This window comes from Lysinibacillus sp. 10T31 (assembly GCF_056394365.1).
Genome location: NZ_JBFTHS010000016.1, coordinates 78,310 through 96,487, shown reverse-complemented (window position 1 = coordinate 96,487; position 18,178 = coordinate 78,310). Strand labels below are relative to the sequence as shown.

Here is an 18,178-nt window from a genome sequence, read left to right as displayed (position 1 = left end):
TACACGTTCTGATATGGTAAGATGGGTATAGCTCATAACGATTCCTCCGTTTGAATGTTGGTGTGGTAACTACATTCTACACGAGGTCGTTATGGGCTTCCTTTATATTGATTTCTGAGTGTTGCACTTAATATTACAATCCGTCATTAAAAAAAGAATAAGAAGAACAGCTTTCCATAAAAAAAGCATAAACAAAGCAGTCCCGCCTTATTTATGCCTTTCGTATTATTTAATTTACTAGTTGATTTTTCAAAAGAATACCATCCTGTACAACAACTCGACCATTTTTAATTACAGTATTCGTATGATTCATGCCATAGAAATATTGTAACTGCTTGTAATTGGCAACATCCAATATAATGACGTCAGCTTGTTTACCCGCTTCAAGAGAGCCAATTTGATGTCCACGGTTCAGTGCATATGCTGCATTAATAGTTGTCGCCGTTAACACTTCCTCTAATGTCATACCCATATGCATACAAGCTAAATTCATGATAAATGGCAGACTCATCGTTGGGGATGAGCCAGGGTTAAAGTCAGTTGATATTGCTACAGGTACCCCTTCATCAATCATTAGGCGCCCCCTTGCAAATGGCGCACGTAAGAAGAATGCTGTGCCAGGTAGCAATACCGCAATCGTGCCGGCTTCAGCCATTTTTTGTATACCCTCATCAGAAGCAACTAATAAATGCTCCGCCGAAATTGCCCCTACTTCCGCAGCAAGCTCCGCTCCCTTATAAGGCTCAATTTCATCTGCATGAATTTTCGGTGTTAGCCCTAACGCTTTTCCGGCCTCTAAAATGCGTCGTGATTGTTCTGGCGTAAATACGCCTTTTTCACAAAATACATCATTGAATTCGGCAAGGTTTAGCTCAGCTACTTTCGGCAGCATGTCATGAATGACTACATCGACAAATTCATCTTCACGTCCTTTATAGTCACGCGGCACCGCATGCGCCCCCATAAAGGTACTAACGACATCAATGTCATGTGCGGCTTGCAATTCCTTAGCTACTTCAAGCTGTTTCTTTTCAGTTTCCCAATCTAAACCATAGCCTGATTTCGCCTCAACCGTTGTGACACCATGCTTTAAAAACACATCTAAATGATTCATTGTTTTTTCATATAAATCACCAAAGCTTGTTTCTCGTGTCCGGTTTGTTGTAGCATAAATCCCGCCACCCGCATTCATAATTTCCATATATGTGGCACCATTTAGTCGCATATTAAACTCCTGCTCACGTGTACCTCCATGAACTAAATGCGTATGACAATCGACGAGACCCGGCATAACAATCTTACCTGAGGCGTCAATAACCTCAGCCACCTTTACAAGATCAGGGAAATCCGCTTCTAGCTGTGCAATTGACCCTACCGCAATAATGCTATTGCCCTCCATTAAAATACTGCCGTTTTCCACTATTGCAATGTCACGCATTTGTTCTTTTGTACGAGGACCTTGTACGGCACTTTTTAACGTTATCACTTCATTGGCGTTTTTGATTAAAATTGTCACTTCACATCATCCTTTAACATTGGTATATGCACACCTTTGTTCTTTGCTGTATTAATAGCAATTTCATAGCCAGCATCTGCGTGACGTACAACACCCATTCCTGGATCAGAAATTAACACTCGTGCAATCTTCTCAGCGGCTAGCTCAGAACCATCCGCTACTAACACTTGGCCAGCATGTTGAGAATAGCCCATACCTACACCACCACCGTGATGCACACTTACCCAGCTAGCACCACTTGCTGTATTGACAAGTGCATTTAGAATTGGCCAGTCCGATACTGCGTCAGAGCCATCAAGCATACCCTCTGTTTCACGATTTGGTGATGCAACTGAACCTGAGTCTAGATGATCTCGACCAAAGACAATCGGCCCTGATAGCTCACCATTAGCAACCATTTCATTAACCTTCAATGCAAAACGATGACGATCACCATAGCCTAACCAGCAAATTCGTGCTGGTAACCCTTGCCATTTAACCATTTTTTGCGCCATATCAATCCAATTCACAAGACCTTCATCTTCAGCAAACATCTCTTTTGCAAGTGCATCTGTTTTATAAATATCCTCAGGGTTACCGGAAAGTGCAGCCCAACGGAATGGTCCTTTCCCCTCACAGAATAATGGACGAATGTACGCCGGAACAAAGCCAGGGAAGTCAAATGCATTCGTTACACCCATCTCTTTAGCATATGCACGAATATTATTACCGTAATCAAATACTTCTGCACCTGCTTGTTGGAATTCAAGCATCGTACGAACATGCTCAGCCATCGTCTCTTTCGCTCTTCGCTCATACGTTTTTACATCACTTTTACGCAGTTCAAGCGCTTCTCCAAATGTCATACCATTTGGAACATAGCCATTTATCGGATCATGGGCAGATGTTTGGTCAGTTACAAAATCAGGGATAATTCCTCGGTTCAATAGCTCACGATTTACATCTGCACAGTTGCCAACAAGACCAATTGACGCAGGCTCTTTTTGGTCACGTAGTTTATTGACTAATTCAATAGCTTCATCTACCGTCTCCACAAGATAGTCACAGTAGCCTTCTTTTATTTTACGTTCAATTCGAGCACGGTCTACTTCGACTACTAAAATAACAGCGCCAGCCATTTTTCCAGCTAAAGGCTGTGCACCACTCATACCGCCCATACCACCTGTAAGGATAAATTTGCCTCGTAAATCTGCTGTGCCAAATACTTTTTTGCCTGCCTCTACGAATGATAAATATGTTCCTTGTAAAATCCCTTGTGCACCAATATAAATCCAACTACCAGCCGTCATTTGACCGTACATCATTAAATCGCGGTCCTCTAACTCATAAAAATGCTCCCAATTTGCCCATGCTGGCACTAAATTAGAATTTGCAATTAATACACGTGGTGCATGTTCATGCGTACGGAATACAGCTACTGGTTTCCCTGATTGAATAAGAAGTGTCTCATCATTCTCTAATTCTTTTAATGACGCAATAATTTGCTCATAGCTTTCCCAATTACGCGCCGCTTTACCGATCCCACCATAGACGATTAGCTCATCTGGATTTTCTGCTACTTCAGGATCTAGATTGTTCATTAACATACGCATTGCAGCTTCTTGTGTCCAACCTTTACAAGATAATTCATTCCCACGTGGTGCACGAATATTTGTTTTAACTACCATTAAAAACACACTCCTTTAGAATAGTAAAAATGCAATTGGTGTTACGATGATTAAAGTTAATACGACACGCTCAAACCAAATGAGTAAAATTTGGCGCAATGTCAATGGAATTTCAGATGATAAAATAAGCGGAATAACGGCTGAAAAGAACAAAATTGCCGATATCGATACGACCGCCACAATAAATTTCGTCACAAGTGCTGCCTGTGTGACAACAAGTGCTGGTAAAAATACTTCTGCTAATGATAATGACAGCGCTTTCGCTGCTAAATATGGTTCTGGAACTTGTAACACATATGTGAATGGTACAAAAATATACGCAAGCCAATCAAAAATTGGTGTATATGTTGCAAGTACAAGCCCTAGCAGACCAATTGATAGAATCGACGGAATAACACCCATCGCCATGATGAAGCCATCCTTTAAATTCATCCATAAAACTTTAGATAAAGGTGGATTTTGCTCAACTGCATCCATCGCTTGACGCCACGCTTCTTTAAAACGGTCCTTCTTTACAATCTTTTCTGGCATCGGCGTTGCACCCTTGTAGTATTCATCCTTCATTGAACGAAGTGGATAAATACGCGCAGTTAACGCCGTGACCACGAATGTTACAACGAGCGATACCCAGAAAAACGCATTCCAATGCTGCATAATATCTAGCGTACTTGCAATAACGACCATAAACGTTGCAGATACAGTCGAGAAACCCGTTGCAATAATCGCGGCTTCCTTCGCTGTGTAGCGACCTTCCATATAAACACGGTTCGTTAAAAGTAGGCCAACCGAATAACTGCCGACAAATGAGGCAACTGCATCCACTGCTGAACGTCCAGGTGTTTTAAAAATAGGCTTCATAAACGGCTGTGTTAAAACACCGATATATTCAAGCAATCCATAGCTTACTAGAAGTGCTAAAAACAAAGATCCAATCGGGATTAGTATTCCCACTGGCTTAACAAGCTTCTCCAGTAAATACGGGCCAATACTTTCATCTGCTAACCATGCAGGTGCTATATTAAAAATTAACAAAATCCCCGCAATCATACCGCCCACTTTAAAGATTGACATCACAATATTGACTGTCGACTTATTCCATTTTTTAGTAATGAATGGATGAATTGCTCCACCTACAAGCATTACGAGAACATATGCAGTTACAAGCAACGGTACTTCGGCGCGAATAAAGTTCACGATGTGATCAATTAAAATCGTATCCTTACCTTGCCACTCAAACGATATAAAGAAGCTGAATATTCCGACTAAACTACATGCAATCATCTTCATAGCGGAGGAGACTCGGAATTGCGAGTCTTGCCTCAGCTCTTGTTGTTGAAATTCCATTCTATTCCCCCTCGACTGTTAATTAGAATTCCCTGTCAATCCGGACAAGTTGAAAGATTTGTTGGATTTCTTATGGGAAGTTATAGCCTTAAGGTTTACACATACTCATTCAATAGAACATCACTTGTTAATAAATACTTTGCAAGCGCTTCAATTTCATCGCCGATTGGTTGATCCGCTAACAGCGGCGGACAAAATTCACGCACTTTTTCTAAATACTTTCGAGTTGTTGGAGATAATTGATCTTCTGCCTTATCTAAATGAATCGCCTGCGATGCACAAATCATTTCTATCGCAATGACACGAGCCGCATTTTGTACGATTTGACGTACTTGGCGGGCCGATGTTGTACCCATGCTCACATGATCCTCTTGGTTACCTGATGTCGGTATAGAATCCACGCTTGAAGGATGTGCCAATACTTTGTTTTCAGATACGATAGAGGCTGCTGTATATTGTGCAATCATTAGTCCACATTCAATACCAGGATTTGTCGCTAAAAATGGTGGCAAACCTTCATTAAGCTGTGGATTAACCATACGTTCTGTACGTCGCTCCGAAATATTAGCCCATTCACATACGCCGACTTTTAAAAAGTCCATTGCTAATGCAATTGGTTGGCCGTGGAAATGCCCACCTGACAATACTTCTCCATTTTCTAAAACAATCGGATTATCTGTCGTTGCATTCATTTCAGTTTGCACGCGGTCCTGAGCGTAGAAAAATGACTGCCATGAAGCACCGTGCACTTGCGGAATGCAACGTAGTGAATAGGCGTCCTGCATACGGATTTCACCTTGCTTTGTCACACGTTTACTTCCATCAAGCCACTTACGGATTCGTCCGCCAACAAGCTCTAATTCTGGGTGTGGTCTTACCGCCAAAAGCGCTGGATCAAATGCGGAAGTAATACCCTTCAGCGACTCCAGCGTTAAACTTGCTGCCATATCTGCCGCTAGCCCAATACGCTCTGCCTCGTTCACTGTTAAAACCCCGATACCCGTCATTGCTTGGGTACCATTTACAAGCGCTAGACCTTCCTTAGCTTGTAATCGGACAGGCGTTAGCCCAGCTTGCTGTAACGCCGCACTGCCGCTCATAACCTCTCCATTAAACTCCGCCTTACCTTCGCCTACTAGTACTAAAGCCAAATGTGATAACGGCGCTAAATCTCCACTTGCTCCAACTGAACCTTGAGAAGGTACAATCGGATGTACTCCCTTATTAATAAATTCCAATAGCAGCTGCACTGTTTCCAGACGAATTCCTGAAAAACCTCGTGCTAAAGCATTGGCACGTAAAATCATCATGGTGCGTACGACATCTGTTGGGAATGGTACACCAACACCTGTTGCATCTGAACGCAATAAGTTTAACTGTAAAAGTTCAATGTCTTCCTCTTCAATCTTTATATTACTTAGCTTTCCGAAGCCAGTATTCACACCATATATCGTTTGCCCCTCAGCTAAACGCTTTTCAATTCGTTCCCTACTTAAACGTATACGCTCCACACTGTCTAGAGAAAGCGATACCGTGGCACGACCTTCTACAATTTCCCCTATTTGCTGTCTTGTTAATGTCTGACCATCAAGCTCGATAATAGACTTCATAATGACATCCCCCTGTTCCTTAGAGCTATGTAAAAATGCTTTTAATCAATTTCGCTATCGCTACAAAAGATAAATAACAATTACACTAACTACATTGTACTAACTACCTTTTTCAGAAAATAGGGAATTTTAAAAGAGAAAACATGAATTATTTCAGAATTTTTGTTATTTTAATAATATAATAGTATTTTTTTACGAAACTAGATATTTTTAAGGAGGTTTGCAGTTATGAGATTGTTATTAATTGACAGGGACTCCACTGACCTTTCAGGAATTCAGTGGTTTTTACATACCTATTTTCCTGGGGATGTAACTATAGAAATAAGTACAACTATTAATGAGGCACTTCAAAGTATTCAACAATTCGAGCCCGAGGTGATACTGCTAAATATTGACCTATTCTCAAATAATCGGTTAACTGCACTTTATCGTGTTTTACAAAAACATTCAGGGACTATTTTAGCTATGACGACAGAGCCCTTGTTTAAAAATGCATTAAAGGCAATTGATTTACAGGTCGCACACCTCTTCGTTAAACCCATTGATTTAGAAGTATTAAAGCAAAAGCTCACTGCTATTTCCCTTCGGACACCAAAGGCAGAAGCAGTGTATCAAGAAACTACAGATGAATCGTTTTACTATCAACTCTTTTTAGATAATAAAACAAGTTCCCTGGAGACAAATATACATTTCACAATGATCGAACCTGAGCATTCCGAAATGTTTAACAAACTATACAACTGGCTTCAGCAAACGCCTATTTATTCTAGTATGAGGATTTACCCTTTATCAGAAAGAATTGTTTGTTTATTCCAAACGAATGATTTAGAGAAGGATATTCGTACGTTAATGAAGGAATGGCGATTAACAAATAATAGCTCTTTAAATATTGGGGTTTACGATGGGGAACCGACCACCATGAAGAATATGTATACCTTAACGAAACGTGCACTTCATCAAAGCTTTTACGAAGGCTATGGACATATTTTTTATGCGAGCAAACAATTGGAGACACAGACCTTCGATCCATTACTAACACCTGAAGAGCAACAATTACTAATAAGTAGTTTAGAGGACGGGAATATTGAAGCTGTCAAAGCTTTTTTATATCGACTATCTAATGAAGGAATTTATTACAAACAAGATGACTTACGTATACATCTAACGAGTGTTTTGGCACAAATTCGACGCTTTATGCTGAAGTATAAATTACATGAGAAAGCGGCAATTGAGCAAAATTATCGTCAGCTTTTTCATTTAATTATTGAGCACCCCATATTTTATACCATTCTAAATGGCATCATCTCATTTACACAAAGACTGATTGAATTAGCTCGTGAGGCACGAATGGAAAAACGGGCTGACTATGTAGAGCTGGCTATAGAAATTATTGACCAACAGTTTCAGGATAGCGGGTTATCTTTACCTTACGTTGCCCATAAATTGGGTATCAGCCCCAATTATTTAAGTACGATTTTTTCAAAGAAGCAAGGCTTGCCACTTAAACGCTACCTGCAACAGGTCCGAATTCATAATGCTTCAAAAATGCTTGTAGAAACTGATTTTGCTATTAGTGAAGTTGCCTATTTAAATGGTTTTGAAGACTCGAATTATTTCATTAAAATTTTTAAACAGCACATCGGAATTACTCCCCATCGTTATCGCAAAACTTAAAAAGGCTATTAAGTAGCATGGAGTTGATTTCCATTCCAACTGGGAGCTTGTGCGGAAGCGTAGCGGATAAAGGCTATATCTTGACGGGATCTCATCAATACCTGATCCCCAAGAAGTGGCCCAACTTTCACTGCAATCAAGTATTTTTTTCAATTATCATATTCAATTTTCAATAAGAATACATAAACAAAAGAATTCATATTATTCTCGAGCTTCCTCTTCTTCATAACTTATTTTTAAGTAATTCTCGAAAATGTTTAAAAAAACTAAATTAGTGGTAAAGGTTATTCATAAACCTTTTAAATCTAGCATATATTTATAGTTTGTATCTTAATGTAAAAATTCTTTAACAATAATTATTATAATCTACTAGCAATTCTAATTTGTATTTGTTATAGTTATTAATGAAGAGTTTGACTCACAATTTTCCTTAGGAGGTAAACTAATATGACAAATGAAAATAATCGTAGCCGTCGTTTTACAACAGCAGGTGGTGCTCCAGTAGTAAGCAACCACGATTCTATGTCAGCAGGTCCTCGTGGACCTCTATTACTTCAAGATGTATGGCTAGTTGAAAAACTAGCGAACTTCAACCGTGAAGTTATTCCTGAACGTCGTATGCACGCTAAAGGTTCAGGTGCATTCGGTACTTTCACTGTAACGCATGATATTACTAAATATACAAAAGCAAAAATCTTCTCAGAAGTTGGGAAGAAAACTGAAATGTTTGCACGCTTCTCCACAGTAGCAGGCGAGCGTGGTGCAGCAGATGCTGAGCGCGATATTCGTGGCTTCGCACTTAAGTTCTATACCGAAGAAGGTAACTGGGATTTAGTTGGTAACAACACACCTGTATTCTTCTTCCGTGATCCATTACACTTTACTGATTTAAACCACGTGGTAAAACGTGACCCACGTACAAATATGAAAAATGCTAATTCAAACTGGGACTTCTGGACTTTATTACCAGAGGCACTTCACCAAGTAACAATTGTTATGTCTGACCGCGGTATTCCGTCTGGTTACCGCAATATGCATGGTTTCGGTTCTCACACTTATAGCTTTATTAACGCTGAAAATGAGCGCGTATGGGTTAAGTTCCACTTCCGTACAGAGCAAGACATTAAAAACTTAACTGGTGCTGAAGCTGCTGAAGTAATCAGTAATGACCGCGAATCTTCACAACGCGATCTATATGAGGCAATTGAAAAAGGCGATTTCCCTAAATGGAAAATGTACATTCAAGTAATGACAGAGGAACAAGCTCGTGAGTTACCATATAATCCATTTGATTTAACGAAGGTATGGTATAAAAAAGACTTCCCATTAATTCCTGTGGGTGAATTCGAGTTAAACAAAAATGCGGACAACTACTTTGCGGAAGTTGAGCAATCAGCATTTGCACCGTCAAACATTATTCCTGGTGTAAGCTTCTCACCAGACAAAATGTTACAGGCTCGTATCTTTGCTTATGCAGATGCACACCGCTACCGCTTAGGTGTAAACCACCACTCGCTTCCTGTAAACGCACCAAAATGCCCATTCCGTTCATTCCATCGCGATGGTGCTATGCGTTTCGATGGCAACCTTGGTTCAACTTTGGGCTATGAACCAAATAGCTACGGCGAATGGGAGCATAATTTAGACTATAAAGAACCTGAATTACGTATTGACGGTAATGCTGGTATCCACGACTTCCGTGAAGACGACAACAACTACTTCGAGCAGCCAGGTAAATTATTCAACCTAATGACTGCCGAAGAGCAACAACGCCTATTCGAAAATACTGCTAATGATATGGCACCAGTTGAAGAGTTCATCAAACGTCGTCATATCCTTCACTGCTATTTAGCTGATCCAGCATATGGCGAAGGTGTAGCAAAAGCGATGGGTCTTTCATTAGAAGGTATGGATCTTTCAAACCCATATGTAAAACAACCAACAAACGTTTAACATATTCCAGCAAACAAACCTGCTGAGGCATAATTGATTTTTTCCACTTATTATTGATATCCAAATCCAACTTTTTACTCCATGTGAAGGGCAACTTCACATGGAGCTTTTTTATCTTAATGACAAATTGAGGGCTCTTCACCATAATGTGTGGTTGATTTACGTTCCGGCTGGGCGCTTTGCCGCTGACGCTTCGCTTTCGAGCAGATAAAACATTTGTTGTTACTGTCGCTACGCTTTCGCACAGATAAAACAATTGTAGCTGCCGCTTTGCTTTCGCTACAGAAAACATTTGCTGCCGCTTCGCTTTCGCACAGAGCAAAGCTTCCTGGGGGCGTCCGATGAGCCGCTTCGCTTCGCTGCAGGGTCTCATCTGTGACGCTGATCCCCAAGGAGTCGCCCAACCTCCACTCCAATCAACTTAAATACATGCGTAGGTTTTAACAAATGTCATCCACCACCTTTGGAGATAAACCAAAATAAGGCTTGTGCCTATAGACACAAGCCCGCATTAATAATTATTGATAAATTTGACTGCCTGCCTTTTTAAATTCCTCAGCCTTTTCCTTCATACCTTTGTGGATCGCTTCAGTCGTATTTAAGTCTTGATCTTTTGCATAATTACGAATATCCTGTGAGATTCTCATACTACAAAACTTAGGTCCACACATTGAACAGAAGTGCGCAGTTTTCGCCCCTTCTGCAGGCAATGTTTCATCATGGTATTCGACTGCACGCTCTGGATCTAACGAAAGGTTGAATTGATCGCGCCAGCGGAATTCAAATCGTGCCTTAGATAGTGCATCGTCACGCTGCTGTGCTCCCGGATGCCCCTTCGCTAAATCTGCAGCGTGTGCAGCAATTTTATACGTAATAACCCCTACACGGACATCCTCACGATTTGGTAAGCCTAGATGCTCTTTAGGCGTCACATAACATAGCATTGCCGTACCATACCAACCTATCATCGCAGCACCAATAGCCGATGTGATATGGTCGTAGCCAGGAGCAATATCTGTTGTCAGTGGCCCTAAAGTATAGAATGGAGCTTCCTTACAAACCTCTAACTGCTTGTCCATATTTTCTTTAATAAGATGCATTGGTACATGCCCTGGTCCTTCTACCATTACCTGCACATCATGCTTCCAGGCAATTTGCGTTAATTCCCCTAGCGTTTCTAGCTCCGCAAATTGAGCCTCATCATTTGCATCTGCTATAGAACCCGGACGTAAACCATCACCTAAAGAGAAGGCAACATCATAGGTTTTCATAATTTCGCAGATCTCTTCAAAATGAGTATATAAGAAGCTCTCTTGATGGTGGTATAAACACCACTGCGCCATAATCGAGCCTCCACGAGACACTATACCTGTTACACGATTAGCCGTTAATGGCACATAGCGCAGCAATACCCCCGCATGAATCGTGAAGTAATCAACACCTTGCTCAGCCTGTTCGATTAACGTATCACGATACACCTCCCATGTTAAATCCTCTGCCACACCATTTACTTTTTCTAGCGCTTGATAAATCGGCACTGTTCCTACTGGCACCGCGGCATTACGGATAATCCATTCACGTGTCGTATGAATATGCTTACCAGTAGATAAATCCATAATGTTATCAGCACCCCAGCGTGTAGCCCACGTCATTTTTTCTACCTCTTCTGCAATAGAGGATGACACCGCTGAGTTGCCTATATTGGCATTAATTTTCACGTGGAAGTTACGTCCAATAATCATTGGCTCGGCCTCAGGGTGATTAATATTAGATGGCAAAATAGCTCGTCCTGCCGCTATTTCTGAGCGCACAAATTCTGGATCCATATTTTCGCGAATCGCTACAAATTCCATTTCTGGAGTAATAATTCCCTTTCGTGCATAGTGAAGCTGCGTTACATTTTTACCTTTCTTCGCACGTAAAGGCTTTCTAGATAAGTCCGGAAAAACATTTTCATTCATTCGTGGATCATCAGCTTTGCGGAATCCATTATCTTCTGGCTTGATAGTACGACCCTCGTATTCTTCAACGTCACCTCGTTCTTTGATCCATACACTACATAAAGCTGGCAATCCTTTTGTAATATCCACCTTATGTGCAGGATCAGTGTACGGGCCGCTCGTATCATAAACACGTACTGGTGCATTTTCCTCTTCACCAAAACTTCCTGTCGTTGGACTTAGAGCAATTTCACGCATTGGCACTAAAATATCTGGTCGAGAACCTTCTACGTAAACTTTTTTACTTCCTTCAAAACTAGTCATAATCGTAATATTCTTGTCGCTAACTGTTGTCATAAACTACTTCGCTCCCTTTTACATTTATACAAGGACCGAATCTAGCTCACCCCAACAGAAAATCAATTTCGCCTTGGCGTAATTTGCGTCCGGAGGCTTTGTCTTCATTCAGCAGGTGTTTGGCACCCACTGATAAGGAATCTTAACCGCATTCATCTCATCACCTTCAAAGATAGGACTTTTTCGCTGAATGAAGACAAAAGCCGAATCCAAAAAAATTTGGATCCGGCTAAGAATGTAAAGGTATAGTTATTGCAAATAACATAGAGTGCAATAATGGTTAACTTTCCCACGCTGGTATGAGCCAGATCAGGTCCAAAGGGTCAAGAAACCTCTATGCGTTTCCCTCTCAGCCTGACTCATCAGACTCCCCTAGTTAATACTATTAAGTTTGATGCTAGTGTAGCAGATATTGTTAAGAGATGGAAGCTTCATTTGAATATTTTTGGTATATTCACCAAGAGTCAGCGTCAGATGAGACTTTAGAGCGCACGCATGCGAAGCAGCTCATCATTTGATGAATTCACTTTTATATGAATCCATTGAAGATTTATCGGAACAAAATCTCATTTTATCGGAACAATTTCAGTTTTTATCGGAACATTATCTTGTTTTATCGGAACAATTTTAACTTTTATCGGAACATTATCTTGTTTTATCGGAACAATTTCAGTTTTTATCAACTATGGGCAATCAAATGAGCGCCCAGCCGTTAGGTAAACAACAGCTCCGCTACGTAAATCACAATCGTCACTGTCATACAGCTCACAATCGTTGAAAATAAAACTGTTTGTGCAGCAGTTGCCGATTCTACGTCATATTCTAATGCCAAACTAGAGCTATTTCGTGATGTCGGGAACGAACTAGCTATAAAAAGTGATTGTGCCACGACACCGTCAAGACCAAGTGCAAAAATGATTAGCAATGCAACGGCTGGCCCTATGACTAGTCGTGTAAAACAGCTAATGAATACCATCTTATTGAACATGGATTTGATTTCAAGCTGTGATAGTTGTGCCCCTAACGTTATTAGTGCTACAGCGATAAAGCCATCTGCCACATGGTCTATCGGAATTCTTACAAACTGCGGAATAGCAATATTAAAATAGTTCATTGCAACACCAATAATAAGTGCATGAATAATAGGCATTTTGAGGAAGTCTTTCACAATAGACATGCCCGATTTTGTTGAAGAAATTAAATTGTACAAGCCGTAAGTATAGGTCGTCATATTTTGAAATATAACGAGAATGACCTGAATCGCCACTCCAATCGGCTGGGTCACAAAAATCATTTGTGCAACTGGAATTCCATAGTTACCCGAATTAATTAGGACAACACTATTTTTAAACACCGCAGCCTCTGTTTTTACTAAGCCGAGTCCCTTTGCTAGAAAGTGACTAAGCACCATTTGGCTTCCGATAAAGAGTAGAATAAATAACGCAACTTCCCCAAGCACAGACAGCTCTATACTCGTTTCATATATATTCACAAAAACAGCTGCTGGCATGAAGCAATATGTAATAAGTTGAGATAACGCCTTTAAATTAAAACGAAATTTCTTTTGTAAAACTGCACCAAGTACTAGAAGCACTAAAATTGGAGCTACAATTTTAAAAAAAATCATACCGAGATACATCATAGCTTGTCCCCCTTTCCTCTCCTATAGTAGTGCTGATTTAATACTTGGTCAATGTACCTTACCGTTAACTCATAGCCCTTTACGAGGCATTTTTAGCCCAATGCCTTTTACCATAAATAAAAAGACTGCCTCATATATTGAAGCAGTCTTTTGCTGAACAAAGTTAAACAAGCTTAAAGCGATTAACGACCTCTTGTAATTCTTTTGAAATCTCGTTCATATTATTGATGGACTCTGCAACCTTTTGTAGTTCCGCTTGTTGGTCAATAGCAGATGCGCTTACCTGTTCTGCAGATGCAGCAGTCTCCTCAGAAATAGCAGAAATACTTTGGATTGCCATAATCGCTTGATTTTTATGCTCTAACATATGAGAAAGTTTAGTCATTAACTCACTAATTGACGTTGCAATAGAACTAGACAGCTCACTATTGTCTTTAAATACAACCTCAGTGCTTTGTACTGACTCATTTTGAGCTTGTATTAAGCCCGCGTTTGAAGCAATGACAGCAACTGTTTGCTGAGAATTTTCAAGAATGTTATCTACCGTTTGCTTAATAACCTCTGTCTCATTTCTGGATTGCTCTGCTAGCTTTCGTACCTCTTCAGCGACAACCGCAAAACCTTTACCATGTTCCCCAGCACGAGCAGCTTCTATGCTTGCATTTAAGGCTAATAGATTTGTTTGCTCGGTAATACCCTGAATAGACGCTATAATTTGATTGATATTGGCAATATTAGACGCCAATGACTCCATTTGCTGTTGAATACGCCCATTCATTGCATTCGTTTCTGAATTACGTTCACGTAAGCTTTCGACTTCTTTCATTCCTTTTTCTGTAGTTGCTTGCGTTTTATTAGACAGCTCATCCATTTCATTTGAAAGCGTTGTAATAGTATCAATTTGATCGGATAAATCAATCATTCGATAATTGGTTTCTTCTGTATCCTCAGATTGCTTTGATGCTCCCTGTGCAATTTCATTAATAGCTACCGAGACTTCTTGACTTGAAGCAACTATTTCATTAAACGCCTCATGAACATTATTTGATGATTGATTGAGTAATGTCGTAGCATTCAGCACCGTTTGAATGGCGCTATTCGTTTGATCTAGCATATTATTATAAGCTCTTGCAACAGCACCAATCTCATCAGCCTTAATATACTTCTCATCAACTTTTTGAGTTAAATCTCCATCTGCTGCTGTTTCAATAGAAGTACGTAAAAACTTTAATGGCTTCAGGAATTTATAAATAAACAGTGCACTAGCGACGGTCATTAAAACGACTATAATAATTGACGCTATGATGGTAAAAACAAGCACATAATTATAGGTTTCTAATATTTTGGATTTTGGTAGCACTACTTGTACAGTCCATGTCTCATCAATACCATCTAAATTCATCGGAGCAAAAACGTTAAATGAATTTTCCTTAAGCTCGTCGGAATCCACATACATACTTTTTAGCTCGGCACTATCCATTGTTTGTTTAATGCTTGTCCAGTCCAAATTATCCTGCATATTTAATCCTTCTAATGACTCACCAAAGCTATTTGCAGTTAAAACTCCTTTGTTAGTAATAATAGCTGCATAGCCACCATCTGACTTTACGGACTCTGTCAATCCTTTTAAATAATCAATAGCTATATCAGCCGTCAATGTGCCAAAAAATGACCCCGAAGCATCCACTAATGGAACAGCAATCGTTGTCATTAGTACTGTTTGTCCATTTACCTTATAATCATATGGTTCCGTTAGAACGGATCTTCCTTCTTCTTTTGGTATCCAATACCACTCGGATATACTCTTGTCTTCCATGCCTTCAAGAGAAGCCGTTGTTATTCCATTTCCATCCTTACTTAAATAAGGTATAAAGCGATTTTTTGAATCCACTAAAGTAGCATTGATTGTTGGTTCTATATTTGTGGAGTTCTGTTCAAAAACAGCTCCTACACCAAGTAAATCTTCATTACTAGCTAAGTTAGTTTCCATCATATCTATTATGCCTTCTGCAGAAAGCTCGCCTTTTTTCTCCATACCCTCAACTATACGTTTTGTCGTAAGTAAAGTCGTGTTTACTTTTTTAAAGCGTTCACTCATCTTTGCTGCCGAATATTCAGCAGTTTCCAATGTTGCACTTTCTGCATCATCAACACTTTGTCTCTTCAAAATATCGCTTATAATAACGGTATATGTAATAAATAACACTAAAAATAACCCTATAATTAGAGCAGATAGTTTTAAAGCAATACTCCTAGATTTCCCCATCACAACACCCCTTACATAATAATAATGGATGAAATGTCGTATCACAACAAGATATTTAACGAATCGAGCAGAATTTTGCTGTTTTATAGAAAATTTAAATGTATATATACCAAAAATTCAAACCACATAAAAAAGGACTAATTATCCATCAATTTGGTTAACCAGTAAAACATACCCACTATATACTAAAATATTGAAATATATGATATATTAACTACAAAACACTATGATTGGAGTGATTAATTTGAAGAATAAAGCGTTATCGGCTTTTATGGCAACAGCTATTACAGCAACCTTAGTTTTGCCAGTATCACCTGCAAAGGCCGCTTCAAATGATTCATCTTTAAACCACTCAATTCAAATTGATCGACAGGTAGCTGCAGCCAAAACAAAGGGGCAAACCGTTACCATTACCGACATCACTAAAGATAAAGTACTTACATCCAATGGCCAATTTAAAATTAGTCAGTCGCTGAAGCCTCTTTTTAAAACAGAGAATGGCACTGCATTGAAGAATGCACAAGCTACAATTGTCGTAAAAAACGGCGAAATCACGAGCGTTACAGCACTAACACTAACTAAAGCTGGCACAAACAATAAAGCGGTATATTTTGATGGTGGTGACGCACAAATTGAAGGAAGCCTAACTGTAAATGCGGATTATGTAAAAGTTCAAAATGTAACTATTAAAGGTGAGCTTATTGTCACTAATCGTGTGAAGAAGGCAATTACAATTGATAATGTTGCAATTGAGGATACAATTACTTTTAAGCCTTTATTATTGACTAAAAATATTAATTGGTTAAATGTTTCCCTAAAAGATATTAAATCTCCAAACATTCACTTGGGGCGCACTAAAGTACATGTGACTTCTGACAAAGCAATTTCAAAAATCGAAGTAGTTGGTAAAGTTACAGCATTTGAAGTTACAGCCAATGTTGATAAGCTTATAATCGACGTTGAGAAAGATTTTAGCCTTTACGGAAAAGGTAAAATTGAGCAAGTGATTGTCAAGCACGGGGCAAAAGTGGCATTAGATTCCGGTCATCTAATTAACAAGGTGCAGGTGGATGATAAAAAAGCCTCTGTGACATTATCTGTGATAAATAAAACCGAGCTAAGTAATTTAATAGCTACACCTCCATACGTTGCAGTATCTTATAATGGGTATGACGTTTTAACAACTGAAAAATGGACAACGCAGACTGAACGTACAGCATTCGAATCTGCCGTCAGCAGTGCAAGAGCAGTAGCTAATAATTCCAACGCCTCTCAGGAACAAATAAACAATGCTATTACACAGTACAGAAATGCATTAAACGTTTATCAAGCTGCGCAAAAAAACGGAACAAAATATGTTAATGGTGATAAGTCTTCATTACAATCGATGATTTATTCAGTTCAGTATGTAACGGTTTCTTGGAACAATGGTAATGATGTAGCTTCTTATGTACCTTGGACGACTCAAAGTGAGAAGGATACACTAACCTCTGCCGTTTCATCTGCACAGTCTGTTGTAAATAATATCTATGCAACTCAGTATGATATCACAAATGCTATTAGTAATTTAAACTACGCTATCACGGTTTATAAGAATGCACAAAAATATGGCACTTATCAATATAATGTCGATCGATCTGCCCTTTTATCACTTATTAACTCTGTACAGTATGTAACCGTTTCTGTGAATGGATCTGAACTGTCATCCTATGTAATTTGGACGACGCAAAGTGAAAAAGACGCTCTAGTTTCTGCTGTTTCATACGCACAAAATATTGCAAACAATAGCTCCTCGTCTCTATCAGATATTTCGTCTGCATATAATTATTTATATAATGCTATTTCAACATATAGGGGTAATTATAAATCCGGTGCGAATTATTGGAGTTACGTTGATAAATCATGGCTAAAGTCACTCATTAATTCGGTTCAGTATGTAAAAGTCTCTGAGAATGGAGATGGCACTGATATTCCCTATTATGAACTATGGACCACTGAAAGAGAAAAACGTGACCTAGTAAAAGCAGTTGAACATGCCCAATCTGTTGTTAATAACTCTTATGCTTCTTCGTACGATGTGACAGATGCTATTAACAGTTTAGACAAAGCCATCAACATCTATAAAGATGTCCAACGTTTAGGTAAACAACGATAAAAATTCTTCTATTCGTTTCATAATTTAAAAACAACAGGCTAAAAAATCTCTATA

At 39.3% G+C, this 18,178-nt stretch carries 11 protein-coding genes and 1 riboswitch; of the genes, 3 read left to right on the top strand and 8 right to left on the bottom strand.

All coding sequences use genetic code 11. The features are described from left to right. Window positions 1-229: 229 nt before the first annotated feature. The 4 genes from hutI to hutH all read right to left on the bottom strand — a co-directional run bounded on the left by hutI (window position 230) and on the right by hutH (window position 6,137). Window positions 230-1,516 (bottom strand): imidazolonepropionase, encoded by a 1,287-nt coding sequence (gene hutI, locus AC1DCY_RS11470; RefSeq protein WP_477350203.1) that lies wholly within the window; start codon window positions 1,514-1,516, stop codon window positions 230-232. Continuing rightward, the gene (gene hutU / locus AC1DCY_RS11465; protein ID WP_477350202.1) at window positions 1,513-3,183 is read right to left on the bottom strand and encodes a urocanate hydratase; all 1,671 of its coding nucleotides are present in this window, start codon (window positions 3,181-3,183) and stop codon (window positions 1,513-1,515) included. The genes hutI and hutU overlap by 4 nt, the downstream gene beginning before the upstream one ends. Before the next feature lie 15 nt (window positions 3,184-3,198). Next, window positions 3,199-4,527 carry a YjiH family protein gene (locus AC1DCY_RS11460; protein ID WP_477350200.1) on the bottom strand — a complete coding sequence of 443 codons (1,329 nt, stop codon included), beginning with the start codon at window positions 4,525-4,527 and terminating at the stop codon, window positions 3,199-3,201. Between the two features lie 95 nt (window positions 4,528-4,622). After that, window positions 4,623-6,137: a histidine ammonia-lyase gene (gene hutH, locus AC1DCY_RS11455; protein WP_477350198.1), complete on the bottom strand. Its 1,515-nt coding sequence runs from the start codon at window positions 6,135-6,137 to the stop codon at window positions 4,623-4,625. Window positions 6,138-6,365: 228 nt separating this feature from the next. On the opposite strand from hutH, the gene AC1DCY_RS11450 reads away from it, so the two are divergent. Together AC1DCY_RS11450 and AC1DCY_RS11445 are read left to right on the top strand one after the other, a co-directional pair. Further along, window positions 6,366-7,811: a helix-turn-helix domain-containing protein gene (locus tag AC1DCY_RS11450; protein ID WP_477350196.1), complete on the top strand. Its 1,446-nt coding sequence runs from the start codon at window positions 6,366-6,368 to the stop codon at window positions 7,809-7,811. 447 nt (window positions 7,812-8,258) lie between these two features. Beyond that, window positions 8,259-9,764: a catalase gene (locus AC1DCY_RS11445; protein WP_477350194.1), complete on the top strand. Its 1,506-nt coding sequence runs from the start codon at window positions 8,259-8,261 to the stop codon at window positions 9,762-9,764. A 116-nt stretch (window positions 9,765-9,880) separates the two neighbouring features. Here AC1DCY_RS11445 and AC1DCY_RS11440 read toward each other — a convergent pair whose 3' ends face one another. The 4 genes from AC1DCY_RS11440 to AC1DCY_RS11425 form a co-directional block, all read right to left on the bottom strand. Further along, window positions 9,881-10,156 (bottom strand): hypothetical protein, encoded by a 276-nt coding sequence (locus tag AC1DCY_RS11440; protein ID WP_477350192.1) that lies wholly within the window; start codon window positions 10,154-10,156, stop codon window positions 9,881-9,883. 126 nt (window positions 10,157-10,282) lie between these two features. Then, on the bottom strand, window positions 10,283-12,061 hold the full coding sequence (gene thiC, locus AC1DCY_RS11435) for a phosphomethylpyrimidine synthase ThiC (protein ID WP_477350190.1): 1,779 nt from the start codon (window positions 12,059-12,061) through the stop codon (window positions 10,283-10,285). A gap of 269 nt (window positions 12,062-12,330) precedes the next feature. Beyond that, window positions 12,331-12,445: riboswitch (TPP riboswitch) on the bottom strand. 328 nt (window positions 12,446-12,773) lie between these two features. Further along, window positions 12,774-13,703 carry an AEC family transporter gene (locus AC1DCY_RS11430; protein ID WP_477350188.1) on the bottom strand — a complete coding sequence of 310 codons (930 nt, stop codon included), beginning with the start codon at window positions 13,701-13,703 and terminating at the stop codon, window positions 12,774-12,776. Between the two features lie 163 nt (window positions 13,704-13,866). After that, on the bottom strand, window positions 13,867-15,969 hold the full coding sequence (locus tag AC1DCY_RS11425; RefSeq protein WP_477350186.1) for a methyl-accepting chemotaxis protein: 2,103 nt from the start codon (window positions 15,967-15,969) through the stop codon (window positions 13,867-13,869). A 244-nt stretch (window positions 15,970-16,213) separates the two neighbouring features. On the opposite strand from AC1DCY_RS11425, the gene AC1DCY_RS11420 reads away from it, so the two are divergent. Then, the gene (locus AC1DCY_RS11420; RefSeq protein WP_477350185.1) at window positions 16,214-18,124 is read left to right on the top strand and encodes an S-layer protein; all 1,911 of its coding nucleotides are present in this window, start codon (window positions 16,214-16,216) and stop codon (window positions 18,122-18,124) included. Window positions 18,125-18,178: the final 54 nt, after the last annotated feature.